Source organism: Endoryza foliicola (assembly GCF_050589245.1).
Lineage (GTDB): Bacteria > Bacteroidota > Bacteroidia > Chitinophagales > Chitinophagaceae > Endoryza > Endoryza foliicola.
The window spans coordinates 12657-36258 of the sequence record NZ_JBOBEW010000009.1; the positions used below are offsets into that span (position 1 = coordinate 12657).

The window sequence follows — 23602 nt, forward strand, 5'->3', positions numbered from 1 at the left end:
AGATAGGAAAATAAGGGCAAGAAAAAAGCGTAGTGTGAACTACGCTTTCAAAACTATTTTTTCTCTTTTTTCTTCTTCTCGTACTGCTCGTTCAGTCCTTTGATCATATCACCTGTAATATCCAGTGCACTATCCTTATAGTAAATGAATACACCCGGTTGATAAGCGAAAATATAAGAGAATCCTTTTTCTTTGTTATACTCTTTCAAAAACGCTTCTACGTCGTTGTGCAAACGCGTCATCATATCCATTTGCGTTTTCTTCATGTTCTGATCCAACTCCACTTCCGTTTGGTTGTAGCGTTGTTGCAAAGTAGCCAACTCACGTTGTGCTGCTTCACCTTCTGCTTGCGACATGGTTGGAGCTTTATCTTGAAGTTCTTTCAATCTCTTTTGATACGAAGTACCCAAGCTATTCAGGCGAATCTTGTTATCGCTGTCTTGAGTTTTCAATTGATCTTCGGCATCTTTGAAATCTTTGTAGTTTGTCTGCAAAGAATCAATGTCGAAATAAGCTATTTTCAAGCTTCCTGATGCTGCGCTGCTACCATTCGATGCAGCTGCTGCAGGCTTTGCAGGGCTTCCTGAAAAATGTAAATAAAATAAAATCGCTACTCCTAATAGAGCAAGGCCACCAAGTAAAGTAGAAATATTCTTCATGCAATTCGTTTGACGCAATTTATAAGGTTCCTCGAAAAAATAATGTTAAAAAATTTAACAATTCAAGGAAATTTTAATTTAAAAAAAAGCAGGAGAGCACGTGGCTTCTCCTGCTTTGAATTTTATAAAAGTTGATTACTCTTCTTCATCGAAAGTCATGGCTTCACGAGTCGTTTGGAGCAATTCATATTCTTCCTTGCTACCTACGATCATGTTCTCGAAGTCACGCAAACCTGTACCAGCCGGGATGTGGTGACCGGTAATTACGTTTTCTTTCAAGCCAAGCATATCATCGCTCTTACCTTGGATCGCTGCACTACTCAATACTTTAGTAGTTTCCTGGAAGGACGCAGCTGAGATCCAGCTTTGAGTTCCCAATGATGCTTTCGTGATACCTAACAAAACAGGTTGTGAAGTGGCCGGATTTGCATCGCGGTATTCAACAGGCTTCTTGTCTGATCTGCGGAGCAAAGAGTTTTCCTCTCTGATTTCGCGCAAGCTCACAATTTGACCTGCTTTCATCTTCGCACTTTCACCTGCATCGGTTACTACTTTCTTATCGAAGATCCAATCGTTCTCTTCGTTGAAGTCAAAACGATCTTCCAAATCTTCTTCGAGGAAGCGAGTATCACCCGGATCGATGATCTCTACTTTCTTCATCATTTGACGAACGATCACCTCAATGTGCTTATCATTGATTTTTACACCCTGTAAGCGATATACTTCCTGAATCTCATTCACTACGTACTCTTGTACAGCGAAAGGACCTTTGATAGAAAGAATATCAGCAGGTGAAATTTGACCATCTGACAATGGAGCACCGGCTTTGATGAAGTCACCGTCTTGAACCAAGATTTGACGTGTCAACGGAACGAGGTATTTCTTCACAACGCCATCTTTCGCTTCAACCACGATTTCGCGGTTACCACGTTTGATAGCTCCGAAAGACACTACGCCGTCAATTTCACATACGATCGCAGGGTTCGCAGGGTTACGTGCTTCGAACAACTCGGTAACACGAGGAAGACCCCCGGTGATATCTCGTTGCATACGCAGCGTTCTTGGAATTTTCACCAATACTTGACCCGCTCTTACATCTTCGCCTTCATCTACAGTGATATGTGATCCCACAGGCAAGTTGTACAACTTCACCTCCTTACCTTCAACAAGCAAGGTTGGGATCTTCGTTTTATCTTTTGTTTCAATTACCACTTTCTCACGGTGACCTGTTTGCTCGTCGGCTTCTTCACGGTATGTGATACCGTCAATTACGCTTTCAAACTTGATCTGACCAGCGATCTCAGCAACGATTACGTTGTTGAATGGATCCCAAGTACAGATGGTATCACCTTTCTTCACTTGCTGACCATCTTTAATCAAGAGGATAGCACCGTAAGGAACGTTGTTGGTGATCAACAAACGATCATTCTTCACATCCATGATACGAACCTCACCGGTACGACCGATTACCACTTGAGTAGGTTCACCTTCGTTGTTCGTAGTTGTAACAGTACGCAATCCATCGAATTGGATTGTACCATCGAACTTAGCCAACAAAGAAGATTCAATTGAAGCCGATCCGGCAACACCACCCACGTGGAAGGTACGAAGTGTCAACTGTGTACCAGGCTCACCAATTGATTGTGCTGCAATGATACCGGTTGCGTCACCTTTTTGTGCAACGTTACCTGTTGCAAGGTTTTTACCGTAACATTTCACACACACACCACGCTTGCTTTCGCAAGTCAATACAGAACGAATCTCTACAGTTTCGATACCTGCATCTTCGATGGCTTTACCAATGTCTTCAGTAATCAAACTACCGCCTTCAACAATCAATTCATCCGTTACCGGGTTGAATACATCGTGAAGAGAAGTACGTCCAATAATACGATCGTACAATGGCTCTACTACTTCCTCATTATCTTTCAATGCGCTGGTAGCGATACCACGCAATGTTCCGCAATCTTCTTCTGTAATTACTACGTCTTGAGCAACGTCCACCAAACGACGAGTCAAATAACCCGCATCGGCTGTTTTCAAGGCCGTATCCGCAAGACCCTTACGAGCACCGTGCGTAGAGATGAAGTAATCCAATACGTTCAATCCACCTTTGAAGTTCGACAAGATCGGGTTTTCGATGATCTCACTTCCTGATGAACCTGATTTTCTTGGTTTCGCCATCAATCCACGAATACCGCAAAGCTGCTTGATCTGTTGTTTAGAACCACGGGCTCCGGAATCCAACATCATGTATACTGAGTTGAATCCTTGCTTATCGGTACTCAATTCACGAATCAATGTTTCAGTGATACGAGTATCCACACGGCTCCAAATATCTACGATCTGGTTGTAACGCTCGTTGTTGGTGATAAGACCCATGTTATAGTTGTCCCATACCTCATCTACTTCACTCTTCGCTTGCTCCAACACTTCTTCTTTGATAGAAGGAATGATCAAGTCATTGATGTTAAAGCTCAATCCACCTTGGAAGGCAGTACGGAATCCTAATTGTTTGATATCATCCAAGAATTTCGCTGTTTTAGGAACGTTGGTGATTTTAATGATATCACCAATGATCTCTCTCAAGCTCTTCTTGGTCAACAAAGCGTTGATGAAACCAACTTCTTTTGGAACGTGTTGGTTGAAGATCACGCGACCTACTGTAGTCTCGATCAACTTCGTTACCAATTCTCCTTTGTCGGTTCTTACAGTTGCTTTCACTTTGATGAAAGCGTGTAAGTCAACTTGACCTTCGTTGTAAGCAATGATCACCTCATCTGCACTGTAGAAAGCTTTGCCTTCACCGCGCATTACCAAATCTCCCATTGATTTCTTGCCCTTAGAAATGTAGTACAATCCAAGTACCATGTCCTGAGAAGGAAGGGTGATTGGCGCACCATTTTGAGGGTTCAAGATGTTATGAGAAGAAAGCATCAACAATTGCGCTTCCAATACGGCTGCGTTGCTCAAAGGCACGTGAACCGCCATTTGGTCACCATCGAAGTCGGCGTTGAACGCTGATGTAACCAATGGGTGCAATTGAATGGCTTTACCTTCAATCAATTTTGGTTGGAAGGCCTGGATTGATAAACGGTGCAATGTTGGGGCACGGTTTAACATTACCGGGTGACCTTTCAGAATATTTTCAAGGATATCCCAAACCACAGCCTCTTTGCGATCAACAAGTTTACGCGCAGATTTTACAGTTTTAACGATACCTCTTTCAATGAGTTTGCGAATGATAAATGGTTTGAACAACTCGGCAGCCATGTCTTTTGGCAATCCGCACTCGTGTAGTTTCAGTTCAGGACCTACCACGATTACAGAACGACCAGAGTAGTCAACACGTTTACCCAACAAGTTTTGACGGAAACGACCTTGCTTACCTTTCAACACATCACTGAGTGATTTCAGTGCACGTCCACCTTCTGCTTTAACGGCATTTGATTTACGTGAGTTGTCGAACAAGCTATCGATCGCTTCTTGCAACATACGTTTTTCGTTACGCAAGATTACTTCAGGAGCTTTGATCTCCAACAAACGCTTCAAGCGGTTGTTGCGGATGATCACACGACGGTAAAGGTCGTTCAAGTCTGAAGATGCGAAACGTCCACCATCCAAAGGCACTAACGGGCGCAATTCAGGTGGAATAACAGGGATGTATTGCATCACCATCCATTCAGGACGGTTAGTGATTCTTGAGTTGGCATCACGGAATGCTTCTACAACACTCAAACGCTTCAAGGCATCTGCCTTACGTTGTTGAGATGTTTCATTTGCAGCGGCATTACGGAGGCTGAACGACAATGAGTCGAGGTCGATACGTTGCAACATATCATGAACCGCTTCAGCACCCATTTTCGCGATGAACTTGTTAGGATCTTCATCGGGAAGGTATTGGTTGTCTTTTGGAAGGGTTTCCAACAGTTCCAAATACTCTTCTTCAGTTAAAAGATCGCCTGGTTTCAGGTTTTCTTTTACACCGGCTTGAATTACCACATAACGCTCGTAATAAACGATCGTTTCGAGTTTCTTAGAAGAAACACCGAGGAGGTAACCAATTTTATTAGGAAGACTTTTGAAATACCAAATGTGAACTACAGGCACCACCAATTTGATGTGACCCATACGTTCGCGACGTACTTTCTTTTCAGTTACTTCAACACCGCAACGGTCGCACACAATACCCTTATAACGGATACGCTTGTACTTACCGCAGGCACATTCATAATCTTTTACCGGTCCGAAGATACGCTCGCAGAACAAACCATCTCTTTCAGGCTTGTACGTACGATAGTTGATTGTTTCGGGCTTCAATACTTCACCATAGCTGCGCTCTAAAATGGAGTCGGGAGAAGCAAGGCCGATAGTAATCTTTGAAAATGTGGCCCTTGGACGATTGTCTTTCTTAATAGCCATATTCTGTTTCGCTTTTTATCTGTTTTCTTCGAACTACGAGATTCGAAGTGATGGTTTTTAAATAGAACTAATATGGAGAAAGCACACCGCTCGTAGCAGTGTGCTGTTCCTATTATTATTCAAATTTCAGATCGAGACCGAGACCTCTCAATTCGTGTACCAACACGTTGAAAGATTCTGGGATACCGGCTCTTGGAATATTATCACCTTTTACAATTGCTTCGTACGTTTTCGCACGACCGATGATATCATCCGACTTCAAGGTCAGTAACTCTTGTAGAATGTTTGATGCACCGTATGCTTCGAGTGCCCAAACCTCCATCTCACCGAAACGCTGACCACCGAACTGAGCTTTACCACCCAAAGGTTGTTGCGTAATCAAGCTGTATGGTCCGATAGAACGTGCGTGCATCTTATCATCAACCATGTGGTGGAGTTTGATCATGTAGATCACACCCACGGTAGCCTTCTGGTGGAAGCGCTCACCGGTTTCACCATCATACAGGTATGAGTGACCGAAGCTAGGCAATCCTGCTCTATCAATATGTTCAGCAATTTCTTCTACTGTAGCACCGTCGAAGATTGGAGTAGCGAACTTAACACCCAATTTCAAACCGGCCCAACCAAGAACTGTTTCGTAAATCTGACCCAAGTTCATACGTGAAGGTACCCCTAGTGGGTTCAACACGATATCAACCGGTGTACCATCTTCCAAGAACGGCATGTCTTCAGCACGAACGATCTTCGCAACGATACCTTTGTTACCGTGACGACCCGCCATCTTATCTCCCACTTTCAACTTACGTTTTACAGCGAGGTACACTTTCGCCAACTTCAATACACCTGCAGGCAATTCGTCACCGATAGAGATGTTGAATTTCTCTCTCTTATAGCGACCTAATTCCTCGTTGTATTTGATGCTGTAGTTGTGCAACAAGATGTTGATTTGATCATCGATCACTGCATCTCCGGTCCATCCCAAAGGATTCACATTCAAGTAATCGATACCCGCCAAGTTCTTAGGATTGAACTTCGCACCTTTACCGATTTGAACTTCACCGAAGTTATTGTTTACACCTGCAGAAGTTTTGTCTCTCAACAACACTTGCAATTTGTTCAACAACAGTTCTTTCAGATCTTCTTCATTCTTCTCGTGAACTTTTTCTAATTTCTCTAGAGATGCTTTCTCACGGATCTTAGCGTTCTTATCTTTCTTCGCACGTTGGAATAATTTCTTACCGATTACTACCCCTTCAACTCCGTTTGGAGCTTTTAAAGAAGCGTCTTTTGCGTCACCGGCTTTGTCACCGAAGATCGCTCTCAACAACTTCTCTTCCGGAGTAGGATCGCTTTCCCCTTTAGGAGTGATTTTACCGATCAGGATATCGCCTTCTTTGATGGCAGCACCCAAACGAATAATACCATTCTCATCGAGGTCTTTAGTAGCTTCCTCACTTACGTTTGGAATATCAGGAGTCAATTCTTCTTCACCCAATTTAGTATCGCGAACTTCCAATTCGTACTCACTGATATGGATAGACGTAAATAAATCTTCTCTTACTACTTTTTCATTGATTACGATCGCATCCTCGAAGTTGTAACCTTTCCATGGCATGAAGGCCACTTTCAGGTTTCTACCCAAGGCCAATTCACCTCTTTGAACAGCGTATCCTTCCGTTAAGAAGTCGCCTTTCACCACGCGCTGACCTTTTTTAACGGCAGGCTTTTGGTTGATAGAAGTTTCTTGGTTGGTTTTGATAAACTTCGTGAGTTTATAGATGCGAAGATCTTCTTCAAAGCTTACCAAGCGGTCGCCTTCAGAACGATCGTAACGAACATGAATTTCTGAACCGTCTACATATTCAACCACGCCTTCGCCTTCAGAAAGAATTTGAACACGTGCATCGCGAGCTGCTTTTCCTTCCAAACCGGTACCTACAATCGGAACTTCCGGACGGATCAATGGAACGGCCTGACGTTGCATGTTCGATCCCATCAAGGCACGGTTGGCGTCATCATGCTCTAAGAACGGAATCAAAGATGCACTCAAACCAACAATTTGGTTCGGAGCTACGTCCATGTATTCTACTTCGCTCTTTTCGAGGATGGGGAAGTCACCGGTTTGACGGCTTTCAATTTTATCTTCTACAAATTCTCCATTAGGTGTTAACGGAGCACTTGCCTGGGCAATTTTAGCAGTATCTTCTTCTTCAGCGCTCAAGAAAGTCAACTGGGTTAAATCCACTTTACCTTCAACAGCCTTGTGGTAAGGAGTTTCGATAAAGCCCATCTCATTGATCTTTGCGTGTACGCAAAGAGTTGAGATCAAACCGATGTTTGGACCTTCCGGAGTTTCAATGGTACAAAGACGACCATAGTGAGAATAGTGTACGTCACGTACCTCGAAACCTGCTCTTTCGCGGCTCAAACCACCGGGACCGAGTGCTGAGATACGACGTTTGTGTGTGATCTCAGAAAGTGGGTTGGTTTGATCGAGGAACTGAGACAATTGAGAAGTACCGAAGAAAGAGTTGATCACAGAAGAAAGTGTTCTAGCATTGATCAAATCAACCGGAGTGAATACTTCATTATCGCGCACGTTCATACGCTCACGGATGGTACGAGCCATACGAGCCAAACCTACTCCGAACTGAGCATACAACTGCTCTCCTACTGTTCTTACACGACGGTTGCTTAAGTGATCGATATCGTCGATCTCAGCTTTACCGTTGGTAAGGCGTACGAGGTATTTAATGATTTCGATGATGTCTTCTTTCGTCAATGTCTTTTGATCCAAAGGAGCTTCCAAATTCAACTTGCGGTTGATTTTGTAGCGACCTACTTCACCTAAGTCATAACGTTTGTCGGAGAAGAACAACTTGTCGATGATACCGCGAGCGGTTTCGTTATCAGGCGCATCGGCACCACGCAATTGGCGGTAGATATGCTGAACGGCTTCCAACTCACTGTTAGAGGTATCTTTGTTCAAGGTGTTGTAGATGATTGCGAAATCGCCACCTACATCTTCTCTTTGGATGAACACGCTTTCTACGCCCATGTCTACCACCATTTCAATGGCTTCTTCATCGAGGATAGAATCGCGTTCTAAGATAACTTCGTTACGTTCGATGCTTACCACCTCACCGGTGTCTTCATCAACGAAGTCTTCCACCCAACTTCTCAATACGCGGGCAGCCAAGCGGCGACCTTCGTATTTCGCGAGGGCTTTTTTATCTCCGGCTACTTCTTCGGCCATACCGAACAGTTCAAGGATGTCCTTATCTGTTTCGTAACCGATAGAACGTAACAAGGTAGTTACAGGGAATTTTTTCTTACGATCGATATACGCATACATTACGTTGTTGATATCGGTCGCGAACTCCATCCATGCTCCTTTGAAAGGAATTACACGGGCAGAGTAGATTTTTGTACCGTTGGGGTGAACGGATTGTCCGAAGAATACCCCTGGAGAACGGTGCAATTGAGACACCACAACGCGTTCTGCTCCGTTGATCACGAAGGTACCGCGAGGGGTCATATACGGGATATTACCCAGGAACACGTCCTGAACAATTGTTTGGAAATCTACGTGCTCTTCATCGTTACAGCTCAATCTGAGTTTTGCTTTCAGGGGAACCGCATACGTAAGTCCACGCTCCATACACTCTTCGATGGTGTAGCGGGGCGGGTCGATGAAGTAATCTAGAAACTCCAGCACGAAGATGTTTCGTGTATCGGTAATGGGGAAGTTTTCTTTAAATACTTTAAAGAGACCTTCGTTGTTACGCTTGTCTGGAGTGGTTTCTAATTGAAAGAAGTCTTTGAAGGATTGAATCTGCACTTCGAGCAGGTCAGGGGCTTCGGCTAAGGTTTTGATCTTACCAAAATTCACCCGCTGGTTCGTTTGTGTTGAAGACATATTAATTAAAACCGGTTTTTTAATTGTTCGAACTACAAAAAACGTCTATAGACAGAAATTCCGTTATGAAAATCGACCAAGATTTTCATTTAACTAATATCAATACAGCTATTGTAAATTGGCCATTAGAATTGTAACTGCTGAATCAGTATGTTTTGCAAAACGGAGGGCAAAAGTAATGAATTGATTCCAACCAACAACAAAAATTGGCCGGTTTTTTGCTCACTTTGTGGAAAACCGGGTGGTTTTAGGCATTTTTTGGCTTATATTCCCCGGAATTGAGGGCTCAGACAATTGAATTTAGGGCAGAAATGTTCCTAATTGCCTAAAAAACAAAGGGTTTGCATTCGCAAACCCTTTCGTTTTAGGTATCTGTACAGATTACTGAATTTCAACTTCAGCACCTGCTTCTTTCAACTTAGCAGCTAAAGCTTCAGCGTCAGCTTTGCTTAAACCTTCTTTAACGGTTTTAGGAGCACCGTCTACGAGGTCTTTCGCTTCTTTAAGACCTAAACCAGTTAAGTCTTTTACTACTTTAACTACGTTCAATTTAGAAGCACCACCGCTCTTCAATACTACATCGAAAGCAGTTTTTTCTTCTGCAGCAGCTGCGCCACCGCCAGCACCTTCAGCAACTACTACCGCAGCAGCAGCTGGTTCGATACCGTATTCAGATTTCATGAAATCAGCCAATTCCTGTACTTCTTTTACAGTTAAGGCTACTAGTTGTTCCGCTAATTGTTTAACGTCTGCCATTTTGTTTAATTTTTACCGTCTTCTTTTCTCGTTAAGAGATCCGACGGCTGTTTTAAAAAAATTTGCCGTTTATATCCCGCAGGCTAGGGCTATTCTATAAGAAGGTAAGATTGCTCCTACCCTTTCATGATTCTTATGCTGAAGCAGCTTCGGCACCGCCGTTAGCTTGCTTTTCGTGATGGTGCAACAAAGCAGCCAATACACGTTTTGCAGGAGATTGGAGCAAGCCAATAACCTCGCCGATAAGTTCGTTCTTGGTTTTGATTTTTGTAAGAGCCACCAAGTTCTTATCGCCCATGTAAACATCGCCATTGATGAAAGCAGCTTTCAATACAGGCTTTTCAACTTTACCACCTTTGCGGAAATCGCTGATGATTAAAGCGGGTTCTTTAGGGTTATCAGAGAACATCAATGCAGTTACGTTGTGCAAAGCGTCATAAACACCGGCAAAACGTTCAGCATCCAATGATTCCAATGCTTTTTTAATCAAAGTGTTTTTAGCCACTTTCATTTCAACTTGCTTATTGAAACAAGCGCGACGCAAAGTGCTCACTTGCTCAACAGTCAAAGATTCTGTATCTGCGATATAGAAGTTAGAATACTGAGAGAATTTACCCTTCAGCATTTCAATCACTTCATTTTTTTGATCTTTTGTCATTTTATCTGTTTTTAGAACCGCTTACCGAAGCAATCGGTTTGTAAAAGATGTTGTTTCGATTCTTTGGTTTAAAGAAAGAACCGTTGATTAGTGAATAAAGGATTTGGTATCAACTGGGATACTTGGGCTCATGCTGCTTGCCAAGAACACGCTTTTCACGTAGGTTCCTTTTGCAGTAGCAGGTTTTGCCTTGATAATCGCATTGATGAACTCGGTGCTGTTCTCCACCAATTTCTCGGGGCTGAAGCTTACGCGACCTACAGAAGCGTGGATGATACCAGCTTTGTCAACTTTAAATGCGATTTTACCACCTTTCACTTCGTTTACAGCTGCAGCTACATCATTGGTAACTGTACCTGTTTTAGGGTTTGGCATCAAGTTACGAGGACCTAATACTTTACCTAATTTACCGATCTTAGGCATTACAGCAGGAGTTGCAACGATAACGTCTACATCTACCCAACCGCCTTCGATTTTTTGAACGAATTCATCTAATCCAACATAGTCAGCACCGGCTGCCTTTGCTGCTTCTTCTTTGTCTGGAGTACAAAGTACCAATACGCGTTTCGTTTTACCGGTACCGTGAGGTAAGGTAACTGTACCACGGATGGCTTGATCGGCTTTCTTAGGATCTACACCCAAACGGATGTGTAAATCTACAGAAGCGTCAAATTTTGTTGTGTTAACGTCCTTCACCAAAGCAGAAGCTTCTTTGAGTGAGTAGGCTTTATTCTTATCAACCTTTGTATCGGCGATTTTTCTTTTTTTGGAGATTCCCATTGTCTTTCGTTTTTAGTTTGTCCGCCACTGGGGCAGCATCTTTAAAGAATTAATTTTCCCAGGGAGCTTTACCGTCAACGGTTAATCCCATACTACGAGCGGTACCAGCTACCATGCTCATAGCGCTTTCCAAAGTGAAGCAGTTTAAGTCAGGCATTTTGTCCTTAGCAATTGCTTCAATTTGAGGCCAGGTAACTTTACCAACTTTTGTACGGTTGGGTTCTTTAGATCCGCTTTGGAGTTTAGCGGCTTCCAACAACTGTACAGCTGCAGGAGGCGTTTTGATAACGAACTCGAAAGACTTGTCTGAGTAAACAGTAATTAATACAGGGAGAACTTTTCCAATTTTTTCCTGTGTGCGAGCATTGAACTGCTTACAGAATTCCATGATGTTAACACCTTTGGAACCTAATGCAGGACCTACGGGAGGTGCGGGATTGGCCTGACCACCTTTTACCTGTAGCTTTACGTAACCGGTAATTTCTTTTGCCATTGTTATTGATTTATTGGTTCAAACGACGTTTCACTTTTCGCTACTCCGTCTCCCAAATTCCTCAATCAGCATTTGCTGATTCTGATCTAAATCGTTCATTTTCAGAACGAAACAAACCATTCATTGAAAGAACTTGTAATTGGGAGGGCAAAATTAGGAAAATTCGTTGAGTTCGCAAAGATTTTTTCTTGTGGCATCTTTGTGTATTTGCTAGTGTGTTCTTGAAGGATAGGTTATTCACACACTATGTACACCTGCGTAATTTTTTGAAAATGAGGGTGTATAAAATTTTTTAGTATTAAATACTCTCTCTAAATTTATATATCTATTTAACTAACTCATTCCACAACTAAAAACAAAGCAAGTTATGGCAAAAGCAAAGAAAAAAGCTGCCAAAAAAGCCGCTCCCAAGAAAGCTGCTAAGAAAGTAGCTAAAAAAGCTCCTAAGAAGGCTGCGAAAAAAGCTGCCAAAAAAGCTCCTAAAAAAGCCGCTAAGAAAGCTGTAAAAAAAGCCGCTCCTAAGAAAGCAGCTAAAAAAGCAGTAAAAAAGGCCGCTAAGAAAGCCGCTCCTAAAAAAGCAGCCAAGAAAGCCGCTCCCAAAAAAGCAGCTCCTAAAAAGAAAGCAGCTAAAAAGCCCGCTAAAAAAGCAGCTCCCGCTCCTGCTCCCGTAGTAGAAGCTCCTGTAGTAGTTGCTGAAGCTCCTGCTTCAACTGAAAGCGCTAGCTAATTAGTAGTCTATAAATTTTTGAAAGGTTGTTCCGGTTGGGGCAACCTTTTTTTTAATTAATAATTAAGAATTAATAATTAATAATGGAACAGCCGAACTAATTAATAAGTAATAAGTAATAATTAATAATGAAACAGCCGGAAAACAGGAGTGAGGAGCGAGGAGCGAGGAACGAGGATCGAGGAGCGAGGAACGAGGATCGAGGAGCGAGGAACGAGAAACGAGGAAATACAAGGGAGGAAGATGGAGGAGGCAGAAGACTATCCATCCTGCAAATCCTTTAATCTTGTAAATCCTGATCGCTGGTAGGTTGATTGAAAAGCGGAGGCTAATCTGTGTATCTGTTGTCAAAAAAGCCTAAAGCCTAAGGCCTAACAACCTAAGGCCTAAAAAAAAGGGTCCGCATTGCTGCAAACCCTTTTCAATTCTATTCTAAAAAAATCTTAAGCTAATTTCTCTACTTGCATGTAGTTGAGTTCTACCGGTGTAGAGCGTCCGAAGATCTTTACTGTAACTTTCAATTTCTTCTTCTCGTCGTTTACTTCTTCGATGATACCGTTGAAATCGTTGAAAGGACCTTCGATGATCTTGATGGTTTCACCAACAATGAAAGGCTCGCTCATGCTTACGCCGCCGGCATCTGCCATTTCATCCATTTTACCCAACATTTTGTTTACTTCCGCTTTTCTGAGGGCGGTAGGATTGTCCTTGCCCAAGAAATGGATCACGTTGGTAGTATTCTTGATAACGTCGCGAAGATCGTCTGATAATTTCCCGTCTACAACTTCGATCATTACATAACCCGGATAGTAGTTGCGTTCGCGCATTACTTTCTTACCGTTTTGAACTTTGTATACTTTTTCAACAGGTAAGAAAATTTGCTTTACAACTTCAGCCCAGCCGCCGCGAGAAATCTCTTTATCGAGGTATTCTTTTACTTTACGCTCTTTACCGCTCACCACGCGCAGCACGTACCATTTTGATTCTTGTTGGGTAGCTTGTTCCATTATGCTAATAATGAGTAAATGAATTTAAGACCGGTTTGTGCTAGAAGATCCATCACCCAAACCATAGCAGTAATCAACAGGGTAGCTACCAGAACAATTACAGTTGATTGTTGCAATTCGCTCCAGGTAGGCCAGCTCACTTTCGAAAGCAACTCTGAGTAGCTCTCTTTGAAGTAGGTGGTTACTTTATTCATGTTTCGTTTTTTCAGTTAACTGGCACGGGCACTAGGATTCGAACCCAGATCGAAGGTTTTGGAGACCTCTATTCTACCATTGAACTATGCCCGTAGAAAGCTAAAAGCTATCCCGTGGTTAAAACGAGACAGCTTTTAGAATTTTTATCGGTGTAAATATAAGCTATTTACACGGCCTTTCGGCAAAAAGCTAAAAGCTTGTGGCTCTAAGCTTATTTGATGATTTCAGATACCTGACCGGCACCTACGGTACGTCCACCTTCACGGATCGCGAATTTCAAACCTTTTTCCATCGCGATTGGTTGGATCAATTTAACAGTGATGCTAGTGTTATCACCAGGCATAACCATTTCAGTACCTGCAGCGAGTTCAACTTCACCAGTTACGTCGGTAGTACGGAAGTAGAACTGAGGACGGTATTTGTTAAAGAATGGAGTGTGACGTCCACCTTCTTCTTTGCTCAACACGTAAACTTCACCTTTGAATTCAGTGTGTGGAGTGATAGAACCTGGCTTACAGATTACCATACCGCGACGGATTTGAGTTTTCTCAATACCACGCAACAACAAACCTGCGTTATCACCAGCTTCACCTTCATCCAACAACTTGCGGAACATTTCCACACCTGTTACAGTAGAAGTCAAAGGATCAGGAATCAAACCTACGATTTCAACACCTTCACCCACTTTGATACGACCTCTCTCAATACGACCGGTAGCAACAGTACCACGACCAGTGATTGAGAATACGTCTTCTACAGACATCAAGAATGGTTGATCTACTGGACGAGGAGGCAAAGGAATGTATGAATCTACAGCAGCCATCAACTCTTCAACAGCTTTCACCCATTTGTCTTCACCAGCCAATGCACCAGTTGCAGAACCTTTGATGATAGGTGTGTTATCGCCGTCGAAACCGTAGAAGCTTAACAATTCACGGATTTCCATTTCAACGAGGTCTAACAACTCAGCGTCGTCAACCAAGTCAACTTTATTCATAAATACCACCATACGAGGTACACCTACCTGACGAGCAAGAAGGATGTGCTCTTTAGTTTGGGGCATAGGACCATCTGTAGCAGCCACAACCAAGATAGCACCGTCCATTTGGGCAGCACCTGTGATCATGTTCTTTACATAGTCAGCGTGACCAGGACAGTCAACGTGAGCGTAGTGACGGTTATCGGTTTGATATTCCACGTGAGCAGTATTGATGGTGATACCGCGCTCTTTTTCTTCAGGAGCAGCATCAATTTCATCATACTTTTTCGCCTGTGCATAACCCTTCTGAGAAAGAATGGTAGTGATTGCAGCAGTCAAAGTGGTTTTACCATGGTCAATGTGACCGATTGTACCAACGTTAACGTGGGGTTTGTCCCTCTTAAAGGTCTCTTTTGACATCGTTATCTGTTTTTAGTTGTGGATTTACAATATTTGTTTTATTAATTGGAGTGCGAAGTTACGTCGCACGTACCGTATTTACTCACATCAGGCCATTTTCCACTAAAAATTCCTGATTTCCGGGCCGAAAGTAGGAAATTTTTGGTTTCCACCTTCAAAACAAGAGCCGTTAGTGAGAATCGAACTCACGACCTCTTCCCTACCAAGGAAGTGCTCTACCACTGAGCTACAACGGCACACTCAGTTTTGTGTATCGGAGTTCCGTTGTACGAGTCTTTCATCGGTACCGAACACTACAAACTAAACAGAGCGGGAGACGAGGCTCGAACTCGCCACCTATAGCTTGGAAGGCTATCGCTCTACCAAATGAGCTACTCCCGCTTTTTAATTCGAGAATTTGACACTTCATAACCATACAGTTATAAAACCATCAAAATCTTCCATTTTAAAGAACTTACAATTCGTATTTGATGCATTTAGAATGCTCCTTTTTTCAAATTGTACTGTGGGCAGAAGAGGATTCGAACCTCTGAAGTCGAAAGACAGCGGATTTACAGTCCGCCCCATTTGGCCGCTCTGGAATCTGCCCAACTCAGAACTCATTGCTTATTGAAAAACAATTCATTCAGAAAGAGCCACTTGTCGGAATCGAACCAACGACCTACTGATTACAAATCAGTTGCTCTACCAGCTGAGCTAAAGTGGCCTATTTATCAAATAAGTAGGAAACTTCTTATGCGCTTCTACTTATTATCAAAGAACTACCCGTTTTTTTGGGAAGGCAAAGGTAACGGAATTTGAGAAATACAAAAATTTTATACCAGTTTTTTTTACTTGTTTTCAGTTAGTTGTGAATAAATCCCTCTTTTTTGAATAAAACCTCGGTCATTTAGGTACTGAAAACAGGTTTTGCAATAGCTTTTACAGTCGTCTACGTGCATTTTCCCTTCAGCGTCGCGCATTAAGCAGGTGCTATTTTTGCAATGATCCAGTCCTTGCGCATGGCCCAACTCGTGCAAGGCCAACAACACCATGCGCTCTTTTACTTTTTCTGAGCTCGCTCCTCTCCTTTTGGGCCTGAATGAACTGACAACAGCAACCGAACGGTTCAAATAAGCCAAGCCCATAATTCCCCAAGAAGAACCATCTGCTTTGGCTATGGCCATGTCAGTTCCTGTTATTCCTAAAACAAACTGATCTTTTTTATTTATGGTGGGTTTAAGTTGATCTAACAGCCTCGAAGCCCAATAACGGTTTCGAACCGGATCAATGGTTTGCGCCTGTGCTTTAACCGGCGGTAAAAGCGTTACCTGAAAATCAGAAGCGGATTGGATTGCAGCAGCAATGGAAAGCACAAGTAGTGAATCGGCATCGTGAAATGGTTGAATGTATAAAACCGGAGCTTGTATGGATTGGGGCTTTTGAATACAAGCACCAACGAGGGATAAGTAAAGTAACAACCACCATTTCATATCAATTGATACAAGAGGATGAAAATGGTAACCTACGGAAATAAAAAAGTCCCGCTTTTGGCGGGACAATAATTTAGGCGGCTTGCTTTTCTTTTCTTCGTTTGATCTGATTAATGATGGAGTCCATCGCATGATCAAAAGACTCTTCGAAAGATTTTGAACTGGTCTTTACAAAAAATTCTTGGCGGGGAACCAGTACTTTAATTTCTGCGATTTTGTCTTTAATGGCATGTACTACATTATCCAGTTTTAGATATACTTCCACTTTAATGATTCGATCGTGAAAAGTATTCAATTTCTCCAATTTACGATTTACGTACTCAGTAAGTTTAGAGTCAGCATGAAATCGTACAGTTTGAATGTTAACGTTCATAACAATCGCATTTTAAAACTGTGAACAATATTTTAAGAACTATTTAATGCATAACGAACTTGCTTCCAACTTCGTATACATCGTTCAATACAATTTAAACCAAATACCTGTTTTTTCCAAAAAAATAATGGCAAATATTTAGGCCAACCGGCTTCCTTTTCGCTAATCGGACTGTTGTTCTCTGGGGTGTGCTTTCTTGAATACCTCCATCAATTTATCAATGTTGTTATGCGTGTAAACCTGCGTAGCGGCTAGGCTTGAATGGCCTAACAATTCTTTTACTGCATTGATAGAAGCGCCATTATTGGTAAGGTGAGTGGCGAAGCTGTGCCGCAAAGTATGGGGGCTCTTTTGATCCAATGTTTTAACACTCTTTAAATAATGATTTATTATCAGGTATGCGTATTTCGGATAAAGCCCCTGTCCTTTTTCCGTCACCAGAAAACGATCTGTTTTTCGTTCAAACAGTCGATCACGCTCCTGTTGATATCCCTGAATCAATTTCACCAAATCCTTACTAATAGGAACTACCCGTTCTTTATTCCCCTTTCCGAGAATCTTTACTACGGCTTTGGCCGCATCTATTTGCCGATCTTTCAATTGCACCAATTCCGACAAACGCATTCCTGTATTGTAAAATAGTTGAAACAATAGTTTAGCATTCATCCCCTTCCAATCTTCAGTAGCTTCAATTGACTGTAACAACAATTCCATGTCTTCCTGAGGCACAAAATCGGGCAAGCGCTTTCCAATTTTTGGCGTGGTTACGGTGGTCATTGGCGATTGCTTCAATTCGCCTTGTTTGATTTGAAACTTAAAGAAGGATTTCAAGGTCGACATTTTACGACGAATAGATCGAGCAGTGATTCCTTGTTCTCGTAATTGAGCAAACCAAGAACGCAATATTGGCGCTGTGATTTCTTTGATTGAAACAGCACCGTATGTAGTGGCTAAAAAATCGAAGAATTGGATCAGATCGTCTTGGTACGATCGAATGGTGTGAACAGAATACCTCTTTTCAAATTTGAGATAATCGAGAAAAGACTGATATGGTATTGGATTCGCGTTCACTGATTAAAATTACGAAATAATAGGCGACTATTCTATACAGCGGTCTTTTTCAAAAACCAGTGTAGAATCGAAGGTCGATTTGAAAACAGCTTTGAATACATTGACATTGGAGATAGAAGGGTACAAGTATTGATAATTTCTTTGAGGCAAATAAACAGCCACCAAATTATTGTGTGTGTCGAAGCAAGATTGTTGCTTTGGATCCGCTCGGTACCCATGGTCTCCAATGACCATTACAATAGCCTTCCCCTTCTCTTTAAATTCGATGGCTTTAAGTAATTCCAATATGCGAGTATTCGCATAGTTCAAGTATTGCAAGTAGGCTCCTTTCTGTTGATCTGTAGTTAAGCTTTGAAAGAGATTTCCCTTTCTTAAAGCTCCCGAACTATCTCGCACATAGGGATAATGCGGCATCATAAGATGCGTATATACAAACTTAGGCTGTTGCTTATCTTTATTGATTTCCTCCAGTGTGAGCTGATACAATTTCCGATTTCCTTCGTCCCCTTTATTAGCTAAATACGTGGCAAGGCCATCCCATTTTGGTGCGATGTATTGATAAACCATCCAAATTAGATCGCGTTCCATTCTGCTGGCCAGTGTTTTATTGGTAATCAATTGTATCCCTTGTTTTAGAAAACTCGATTGGTTCAATGAAGGTTTTCCTGTGAAGTCGAAAATGGAAAGGTTGATTGTTTCATATCCTAGATCTGAGAGCCATTTCATGGAACTACTTTCCGACATTTTCTTCGCACAAATTGAATAGTCCTCCGCTTTTATGGGTCGCTTCAAATCCAACCAATTGTTATAGCTCATTTCAAAAAATGAAGCCATTGATATTGGCGTGCTTGCATAATTACTGGAAGCATTCGATGCAATGTAAAATCCTTTTTCAGTTAGTTTGGAAAGAAAAGCCTGATTGTTAAAATGCAGGTTTTGTTGCAAGGATTTTTCACCGGCGTATTCATCCATTACCAGCAAATAGATATTCGGTTTTACAGAGGACTGCGATTTAAGTTTTGCATGAGGTGTTACAAGTGGCAAGGCCGCGTTGTTGTTAACAACCGCAAGTGATACAAGATCCACCAATATAAATACGGTTAGTAATGTATTTAGAAATCGGTTCAATCGAGTTGCAGCCTTCGAGTGGTTTTTAAGAGTGCGAAAACCAACGAATATCAATACTACAAATAAAGGCAAAAGAACAGAGTACTTTGACAGCGAAGCGAGGAAGGTGCTTTTCAAAGCATCTTGAATTGCTCCAAAGAAAAGGTAGAAAAACAGGCCAAAAGAGAGTACAATGGTTGCCGGATAAAGCGGCCACTTGCGCCATTTTAAGAGCATAAAAAACAGCAAGAGAAATCCGAATGATTTCAATAGAAAAAAGCCAATTTCAGAGATTGGAATAAGTCCTTTGTTTTCCGCCATTCCGTGAACCACGAAAAACAATACAACACCGGCCACATGAAGCGGGTGCTCAAATATCTTTTTTATGGAATTCGTAAACGACAATGGGATGTAAACAAAAAAGGGCCGTCATGAAATGACTGCCCTAAAAATATTGATAAATCAGGTAAAATTAACCTTCGATTTTTCCGCTAGCGATCTGTTGCTTGTAGACTGCTTTCAACACTTCACCACGACGTCTAACGCTAGGTTTTGTGTACGACTGACGTTCTCTCAGTTGCAAAAGAATTTTAGCTTTCTCAAACTTTTTCTTGTACTTCTTAAGCGCCTTGTCAATGTTTTCGCAATCTTTTGAATCGATAATAAGCATAATGTATATACCTCCTTTACTGGTTTTAAGGGCTGCAAAGATAAGAGGAAAAGGAATAAAAAAGAAAAAAATCCTGTACAAAAAAACCGAAATTTGTGACATGTTTACCGGAATAATTGAAGCACAGGGAATCATTACCCAAGTAGTAGAAAATGGAACGAATCGCAGTTTTACTGTTAAGTCGCTGATATCCAAAGAATTAAAGGTAGATCAAAGCGTTTCTCACAATGGAGTTTGTTTAACAGTGGAAACGGTAACAGAAGAAGAGCATACTGTAACGGCCATTTTGGAAACGCTCCAAAAAACGGATCTGGGTGACTGGAAAACGGGTGACGTGGTGAATCTTGAGCGGTGTTTGAGTTGGAATGGAAGACTCGACGGTCATATCGTACAGGGGCACGTAGATGGTATTGGTGTTTGCGTAGAAAGAAAAGACCTGGGTGGCAGTTGGGAATATACCATTGAATTTGACGAGAAATTTACTGCTTTGATGATTGAAAAAGGCTCTATTAGCTTAAATGGAATATCTTTAACGGCTTTCAATGTTACCCGTAACAGTTTTACTGTAGCCATTATACCTTATACGTTCGAACATACCAATATGCACCAATTAACCAAGGGAAAAAAGGTGAATTTGGAGTTTGATATGGTAGGAAAATATGTACAGCGGTTTCTGAGTTTGAGAAACTAAATACATTTTGGTGTCACCATCAATCAAGCCCGATCCCCTATTTAAACATCCGGTTATTGTAGGAAAAACAATACATTCGTTTAAACAGACCAGCTGCTTTGATTATGAGTAAAAGATCGGGTAACCCGCTGTATGATCATTTTTATTGGATACTAATTGGTTCATGGTTCATAGTTCAAGGAATCCTTCTTTGGAAATTTGGAATTGTAACTACAGGTGAAGCACCAAAATATTTAAATGAAGCGCTTTACTTTCGCAAACATCTTAGCTTTTCAGAACCGAAATACATCTTTTATTCTCCTCTCATTTTCCTTCATTTAGTTGCGAATATTTTGCACGTAGGCAAGTATGGGGTACTAGCCGTTCAACTCTTGATCAATTTGTTTGCGACGATACGTTTTGCCGATTTAGCGAGAAAACTTTTTGGCAAAACGCCGAGTGCAGTTTTTTGCGGCTTAGCTTTGGTTTTCTTCATCCCGCTTCAAATTTGGAATACTCATTTATATACGGAAAGTCTTTTCATAAGTTTCACCATCCTTTTTACTGTTAGCTTGATTCATTGTATCGACCATGGTCGATTCAGTATTGGCTGTTACACATTAGGATTGTTAGTGCTTTTTACACGTCCTACCGGAATGTTGATCATTCCGGCCGTAATGATTCTCCTTACGATAGAATGGATTTTAGCAAGTTATTGGTGGAGAGTTTTGGGGATGTGGGTATTGGGACTACTAGGCTTCGGCATTGTATTGGAGCTGGCGATGAAAGGGGAAGGCGAGTTTGACTTCATGAAACCTTTTATTGAGGGGCATATCATTTGCGGAGTGCCAACAGGAATGGCCGATCGAATTAATTTACCTGCAGACGGAAACTCTTTAAGTGGCTTGTGGTATTTCGCCAGCCACAATAGTGCGCTCTTACTGGATCTCGCAGAAAAGAAACTGATCGCTTTTTGGGGTATGACTCGTACCTACTATAGTACGGCACATAATTATGCTTTAATGATTCTCTGCTATCCCTTGTACAGTTTAGCATTGTTTGGTTTATTGAAAGGGAAGATTGAAGTGATTGGCATCAAGAGTTACATTTTCATATTGTGCTGCTTTTTCTGTTTGAGTGTATTGTTTAGCTGCGACGATTGGCTGAACCGCTTCATCATGCCGCTGTTTCCTTTTTTATTGCTCTTGGCATTTGCCGGATTGAGAGAACTGTTTCCAAGAATGAAGCGCGCTATAGAATATCAATACTTCTCCATCTCTATATTATAAAAAAATCCTGCCAAGCAAGTGACAGGATTTAAATCAGTAAGCTTTTAAATTATATCTGTTTGCCTTTCATGGCAGCTGCAACGGCCAGGTCCATGATTCGTTCGGCATAAGGTCTGGAAATGGAATTCAACACTTCGTGTTGATGTTGAATTTCATCCTTGGTTCCGCTCTTAACAAGTTCTGCAAGTTTTATAATGGCTGCTTGCGTTTCTTCAATTTCAGCAGTTGTCATCAACTTGCCATTCTTATTAATAAAATTCTCTGTGGCATCTATTAATTGATTGGCTTCGGTTCTCGCTTCAACTAGGGCTCGCAAAGCGATATCGTCTTTTGCATTTGTGATGGAATCGAGAAGCATTTGTTCTACCTCTGCATCTGTTAAACCATATTGAGGCTTCACTTCAATGGTTTGCTCTACACCACTGCGAAGCTCTTTTGCAGTAACTACCAGAATTCCATCTGCATTCAACAAGAAATTGACATCAATTTTAGGCAACCCGGCAGGCATACCCGGAATGCCGGCTAAATTAAATTCAGCAAGTTTCCGATTGTCTTTCACTAAATCACGCTCGCCTTGATATACGGATACGCGCATACCGCTTTGACCATCTTTTTGCGTGGTGTATTGGCGTCCTGCTTTGGTTGGTATTTTGGAATTACGTGGTATGATTACGTCCATTAATCCACCCATGGTTTCAATACCAAGAGAAAGTGGAGTAATGTCGAGTAACAAAAAGTCTTTATTATTTCCTGAAAGAATATCAGCTTGAACGGCTGCGCCTAGCGCCACTACTTCATCGGGGTTCACTTCATCGTGAACGTTTTTTTGAAAGAAGTTGGAAACTGAATTCTTAACAAGTGGAACGCGAGTAGAGCCTCCCACCATCACTACATCATCAATATCATTGATACCAAGTTTTGCATCTTTCAATGCATTGGCTGCGGCTTGCAAGGTTTTGTCAACCAATGGCTGAATCAGTATCTCAAACTGCGCTTTTGAAATTTTTAGTGCACTACCGTTTATATCTGTAGTAAACTCCTCAGATGAAGAAAGTTCTTTCTTGGCTTTCTCTGCAGCCACTCTAAGCATTTGGGCCAAGGTTTTATCACTTTCAATATCCGCTTCACCCAAATTTAATTCTTTCATCCAGTGGGCAACAATGGCGCGGTCGAAATCATCCCCACCCAAATAGGTATCTCCATTAGTGGAAAGCACTTCGAAAATACCATCTTGAATTTTAAGGATCGAGATGTCGAAAGTACCGCCCCCTAAATCATAAATGGCCACTGTTTTGGAATCATTAGGATTCAAGCCCAAGCCATAAGCCAAGCTGGCGGCGGTGGGTTCGTTTACAATTCTCAGTACATCGAGCCCTGCCAGTTTTCCGGCATCACGGGTAGCCTGACGTTGTGCATCGTTAAAGTAAGCGGGTACTGTTATTACTGCTTTGTTAACCGGCGTTTTCAGAATGTGTTCAGCCCTTGTTTTTAACTCCTTCAGAATATAGGAAGAAAGCTCAACAGGTGAATAGAATTTGGTTCCAATTTGAATTTTCACCAGCTTCTCGGTATCGTCGTCAATTACTTTATATGTGAAAAACGATGACTGCTTGCGGATATCGTTGTAAGATTTTCCCATCAATCTTTTTACAGAAAAGATGGTATTGGCGGGATCGCTTATTAAAAACTCTTTGGCGGTATCCCCTACTACAATTTCTTGATGAGAACCAAAATGCACGATAGAAGGAACCAAAGAGGCAGAATTGTGCTCTTTAAGCGCTACCGGTTTCTTGGTTTCGGGGTGAATGATGGCCACCAAGCTATTTGTGGTTCCTAAGTCAATTCCAACAATAATTTCTTCTTTCTGCAAGCTACCTGTAGACAGGTTGATTCCAATTTTCGCCATAGCTATCAATTCTAAAGGGCACAAAGGTA

The 23602-nt window shown here is 41.8% G+C and carries 19 protein-coding genes and 5 tRNA genes; 3 read left to right on the forward strand and 21 right to left on the reverse strand.

Features of this window, described 5'->3' with window-relative positions; all coding sequences use genetic code 11:
- Window positions 1–53: 53 nt before the first annotated feature.
- The 7 genes from ACQ2HE_RS17950 to rplK all read right to left on the reverse strand — a co-directional run bounded on the left by ACQ2HE_RS17950 (window position 54) and on the right by rplK (window position 11687).
- The gene (locus tag ACQ2HE_RS17950; protein ID WP_430900389.1) at window positions 54–659 is read right to left on the reverse strand and encodes an OmpH/Skp family outer membrane protein; all 606 of its coding nucleotides are present in this window, start codon (window positions 657–659) and stop codon (window positions 54–56) included.
- Between the two features lie 135 nt (window positions 660–794).
- Window positions 795–5081: a DNA-directed RNA polymerase subunit beta' gene (gene rpoC / locus ACQ2HE_RS17955; RefSeq protein WP_430900391.1), complete on the reverse strand. Its 4287-nt coding sequence runs from the start codon at window positions 5079–5081 to the stop codon at window positions 795–797.
- Between the two features lie 115 nt (window positions 5082–5196).
- Window positions 5197–9000, reverse strand: a complete 3804-nt coding sequence (gene rpoB, locus ACQ2HE_RS17960) for a DNA-directed RNA polymerase subunit beta (protein ID WP_430900393.1) — start codon at window positions 8998–9000, stop codon at window positions 5197–5199.
- A gap of 381 nt (window positions 9001–9381) precedes the next feature.
- Entirely contained in the window at window positions 9382–9756 is a 375-nt protein-coding gene (rplL, locus tag ACQ2HE_RS17965; protein WP_430900395.1) for a 50S ribosomal protein L7/L12, read from the reverse strand.
- Between the two features lie 133 nt (window positions 9757–9889).
- Window positions 9890–10414, reverse strand: a complete 525-nt coding sequence (gene rplJ / locus ACQ2HE_RS17970) for a 50S ribosomal protein L10 (RefSeq protein WP_430900397.1) — start codon at window positions 10412–10414, stop codon at window positions 9890–9892.
- Between the two features lie 87 nt (window positions 10415–10501).
- Window positions 10502–11194, reverse strand: coding sequence for a 50S ribosomal protein L1 (rplA, locus tag ACQ2HE_RS17975; protein WP_430900399.1), 693 nt, complete (start codon window positions 11192–11194; stop codon window positions 10502–10504).
- Window positions 11195–11243: 49 nt separating this feature from the next.
- Window positions 11244–11687 carry a 50S ribosomal protein L11 gene (gene rplK, locus ACQ2HE_RS17980; RefSeq protein WP_430900401.1) on the reverse strand — a complete coding sequence of 148 codons (444 nt, stop codon included), beginning with the start codon at window positions 11685–11687 and terminating at the stop codon, window positions 11244–11246.
- A gap of 367 nt (window positions 11688–12054) precedes the next feature.
- On the opposite strand from rplK, the gene ACQ2HE_RS17985 reads away from it, so the two are divergent.
- Window positions 12055–12414 carry a hypothetical protein gene (locus ACQ2HE_RS17985; protein WP_430900403.1) on the forward strand — a complete coding sequence of 120 codons (360 nt, stop codon included), beginning with the start codon at window positions 12055–12057 and terminating at the stop codon, window positions 12412–12414.
- 443 nt (window positions 12415–12857) lie between these two features.
- On the opposite strand, the gene nusG is transcribed toward ACQ2HE_RS17985, so the two are convergent.
- The 13 genes from nusG to rpsU all read right to left on the reverse strand — a co-directional run bounded on the left by nusG (window position 12858) and on the right by rpsU (window position 19810).
- Complete coding sequence (gene nusG, locus ACQ2HE_RS17990) at window positions 12858–13421, reverse strand: transcription termination/antitermination protein NusG (protein WP_430900405.1); 564 nt, start codon at window positions 13419–13421, stop codon at window positions 12858–12860.
- Entirely contained in the window at window positions 13421–13615 is a 195-nt protein-coding gene (gene secE / locus ACQ2HE_RS17995) for a preprotein translocase subunit SecE (protein WP_430900407.1), read from the reverse strand. Before secE ends, nusG begins: the two co-directional genes overlap by 1 nt.
- A 20-nt stretch (window positions 13616–13635) precedes the next feature.
- Window positions 13636–13709: transfer RNA gene (locus tag ACQ2HE_RS18000), tRNA-Trp, on the reverse strand.
- A gap of 118 nt (window positions 13710–13827) precedes the next feature.
- Window positions 13828–15015, reverse strand: a complete 1188-nt coding sequence (tuf, locus tag ACQ2HE_RS18005) for an elongation factor Tu (RefSeq protein ID WP_430900409.1) — start codon at window positions 15013–15015, stop codon at window positions 13828–13830.
- Between the two features lie 164 nt (window positions 15016–15179).
- Window positions 15180–15251: transfer RNA gene (locus ACQ2HE_RS18010), tRNA-Thr, on the reverse strand.
- 72 nt (window positions 15252–15323) lie between these two features.
- A tRNA-Gly gene (locus tag ACQ2HE_RS18015) sits at window positions 15324–15396 on the reverse strand.
- 125 nt (window positions 15397–15521) lie between these two features.
- A tRNA-Tyr gene (locus tag ACQ2HE_RS18020) sits at window positions 15522–15604 on the reverse strand.
- A gap of 44 nt (window positions 15605–15648) precedes the next feature.
- Window positions 15649–15721 (reverse strand) — tRNA-Thr (locus tag ACQ2HE_RS18025).
- A 124-nt stretch (window positions 15722–15845) separates the two neighbouring features.
- Entirely contained in the window at window positions 15846–16487 is a 642-nt protein-coding gene (locus tag ACQ2HE_RS18030; RefSeq protein WP_430900411.1) for a hypothetical protein, read from the reverse strand.
- A 73-nt stretch (window positions 16488–16560) separates the two neighbouring features.
- Window positions 16561–16860 (reverse strand): HPF/RaiA family ribosome-associated protein, encoded by a 300-nt coding sequence (locus ACQ2HE_RS18035; RefSeq protein WP_430900414.1) that lies wholly within the window; start codon window positions 16858–16860, stop codon window positions 16561–16563.
- Window positions 16861–17022: 162 nt separating this feature from the next.
- Complete coding sequence (locus ACQ2HE_RS18040; protein ID WP_430900416.1) at window positions 17023–17931, reverse strand: tyrosine-type recombinase/integrase; 909 nt, start codon at window positions 17929–17931, stop codon at window positions 17023–17025.
- 27 nt (window positions 17932–17958) lie between these two features.
- Entirely contained in the window at window positions 17959–19443 is a 1485-nt protein-coding gene (locus tag ACQ2HE_RS18045; RefSeq protein WP_430900418.1) for a sulfatase-like hydrolase/transferase, read from the reverse strand.
- Window positions 19444–19510: 67 nt separating this feature from the next.
- Window positions 19511–19810 carry a 30S ribosomal protein S21 gene (gene rpsU / locus ACQ2HE_RS18050; RefSeq protein ID WP_430900420.1) on the reverse strand — a complete coding sequence of 100 codons (300 nt, stop codon included), beginning with the start codon at window positions 19808–19810 and terminating at the stop codon, window positions 19511–19513.
- On the opposite strand from rpsU, the gene ACQ2HE_RS18055 reads away from it, so the two are divergent.
- Window positions 19809–20399, forward strand: coding sequence for a riboflavin synthase (locus ACQ2HE_RS18055; RefSeq protein ID WP_430900422.1), 591 nt, complete (start codon window positions 19809–19811; stop codon window positions 20397–20399). The two genes, rpsU and ACQ2HE_RS18055, sit on opposite strands and share 2 nt — an antisense overlap.
- A 104-nt stretch (window positions 20400–20503) precedes the next feature.
- A complete protein-coding gene (locus ACQ2HE_RS18060; RefSeq protein ID WP_430900424.1) occupies window positions 20504–21667 on the forward strand; it encodes a hypothetical protein in 1164 nt (387 codons plus the stop codon).
- A gap of 49 nt (window positions 21668–21716) precedes the next feature.
- On the opposite strand, the gene hscA is transcribed toward ACQ2HE_RS18060, so the two are convergent.
- On the reverse strand, window positions 21717–23573 hold the full coding sequence (gene hscA, locus ACQ2HE_RS18065; protein WP_430900426.1) for a Fe-S protein assembly chaperone HscA: 1857 nt from the start codon (window positions 23571–23573) through the stop codon (window positions 21717–21719).
- Between the last annotated feature and the right edge of the window lie 29 nt (window positions 23574–23602).

Bases quoted from the DNA above. Each gene is read 5' to 3' on its own strand.
- ACQ2HE_RS17950 (WP_430900389.1), bottom strand. From the start codon at position 659: ATGAAGAATATTTCTACTTTACTTGGTGGCCTTGCTCTATTAGGAGTA.
- rpoC (WP_430900391.1), bottom strand. From the start codon at position 5,081: ATGGCTATTAAGAAAGACAATCGTCCAAGGGCCACATTTTCAAAGATT.
- rpoB (WP_430900393.1), bottom strand. From the start codon at position 9,000: ATGTCTTCAACACAAACGAACCAGCGGGTGAATTTTGGTAAGATCAAA.
- rplL (WP_430900395.1), bottom strand. From the start codon at position 9,756: ATGGCAGACGTTAAACAATTAGCGGAACAACTAGTAGCCTTAACTGTA.
- rplJ (WP_430900397.1), bottom strand. From the start codon at position 10,414: ATGACAAAAGATCAAAAAAATGAAGTGATTGAAATGCTGAAGGGTAAA.
- rplA (WP_430900399.1), bottom strand. From the start codon at position 11,194: ATGGGAATCTCCAAAAAAAGAAAAATCGCCGATACAAAGGTTGATAAG.
- rplK (WP_430900401.1), bottom strand. From the start codon at position 11,687: ATGGCAAAAGAAATTACCGGTTACGTAAAGCTACAGGTAAAAGGTGGT.
- ACQ2HE_RS17985 (WP_430900403.1), top strand. From the start codon at position 12,055: ATGGCAAAAGCAAAGAAAAAAGCTGCCAAAAAAGCCGCTCCCAAGAAA.
- nusG (WP_430900405.1), bottom strand. From the start codon at position 13,421: ATGGAACAAGCTACCCAACAAGAATCAAAATGGTACGTGCTGCGCGTG.
- secE (WP_430900407.1), bottom strand. From the start codon at position 13,615: ATGAATAAAGTAACCACCTACTTCAAAGAGAGCTACTCAGAGTTGCTT.
- tuf (WP_430900409.1), bottom strand. From the start codon at position 15,015: ATGTCAAAAGAGACCTTTAAGAGGGACAAACCCCACGTTAACGTTGGT.
- ACQ2HE_RS18030 (WP_430900411.1), bottom strand. From the start codon at position 16,487: ATGAAATGGTGGTTGTTACTTTACTTATCCCTCGTTGGTGCTTGTATT.
- ACQ2HE_RS18035 (WP_430900414.1), bottom strand. From the start codon at position 16,860: ATGAACGTTAACATTCAAACTGTACGATTTCATGCTGACTCTAAACTT.
- ACQ2HE_RS18055 (WP_430900422.1), top strand. From the start codon at position 19,809: ATGTTTACCGGAATAATTGAAGCACAGGGAATCATTACCCAAGTAGTA.
- rpsU (WP_430900420.1), bottom strand. From the start codon at position 19,810: ATGTCACAAATTTCGGTTTTTTTGTACAGGATTTTTTTCTTTTTTATT.
- ACQ2HE_RS18060 (WP_430900424.1), top strand. From the start codon at position 20,504: ATGAGTAAAAGATCGGGTAACCCGCTGTATGATCATTTTTATTGGATA.
- hscA (WP_430900426.1), bottom strand. From the start codon at position 23,573: ATGGCGAAAATTGGAATCAACCTGTCTACAGGTAGCTTGCAGAAAGAA.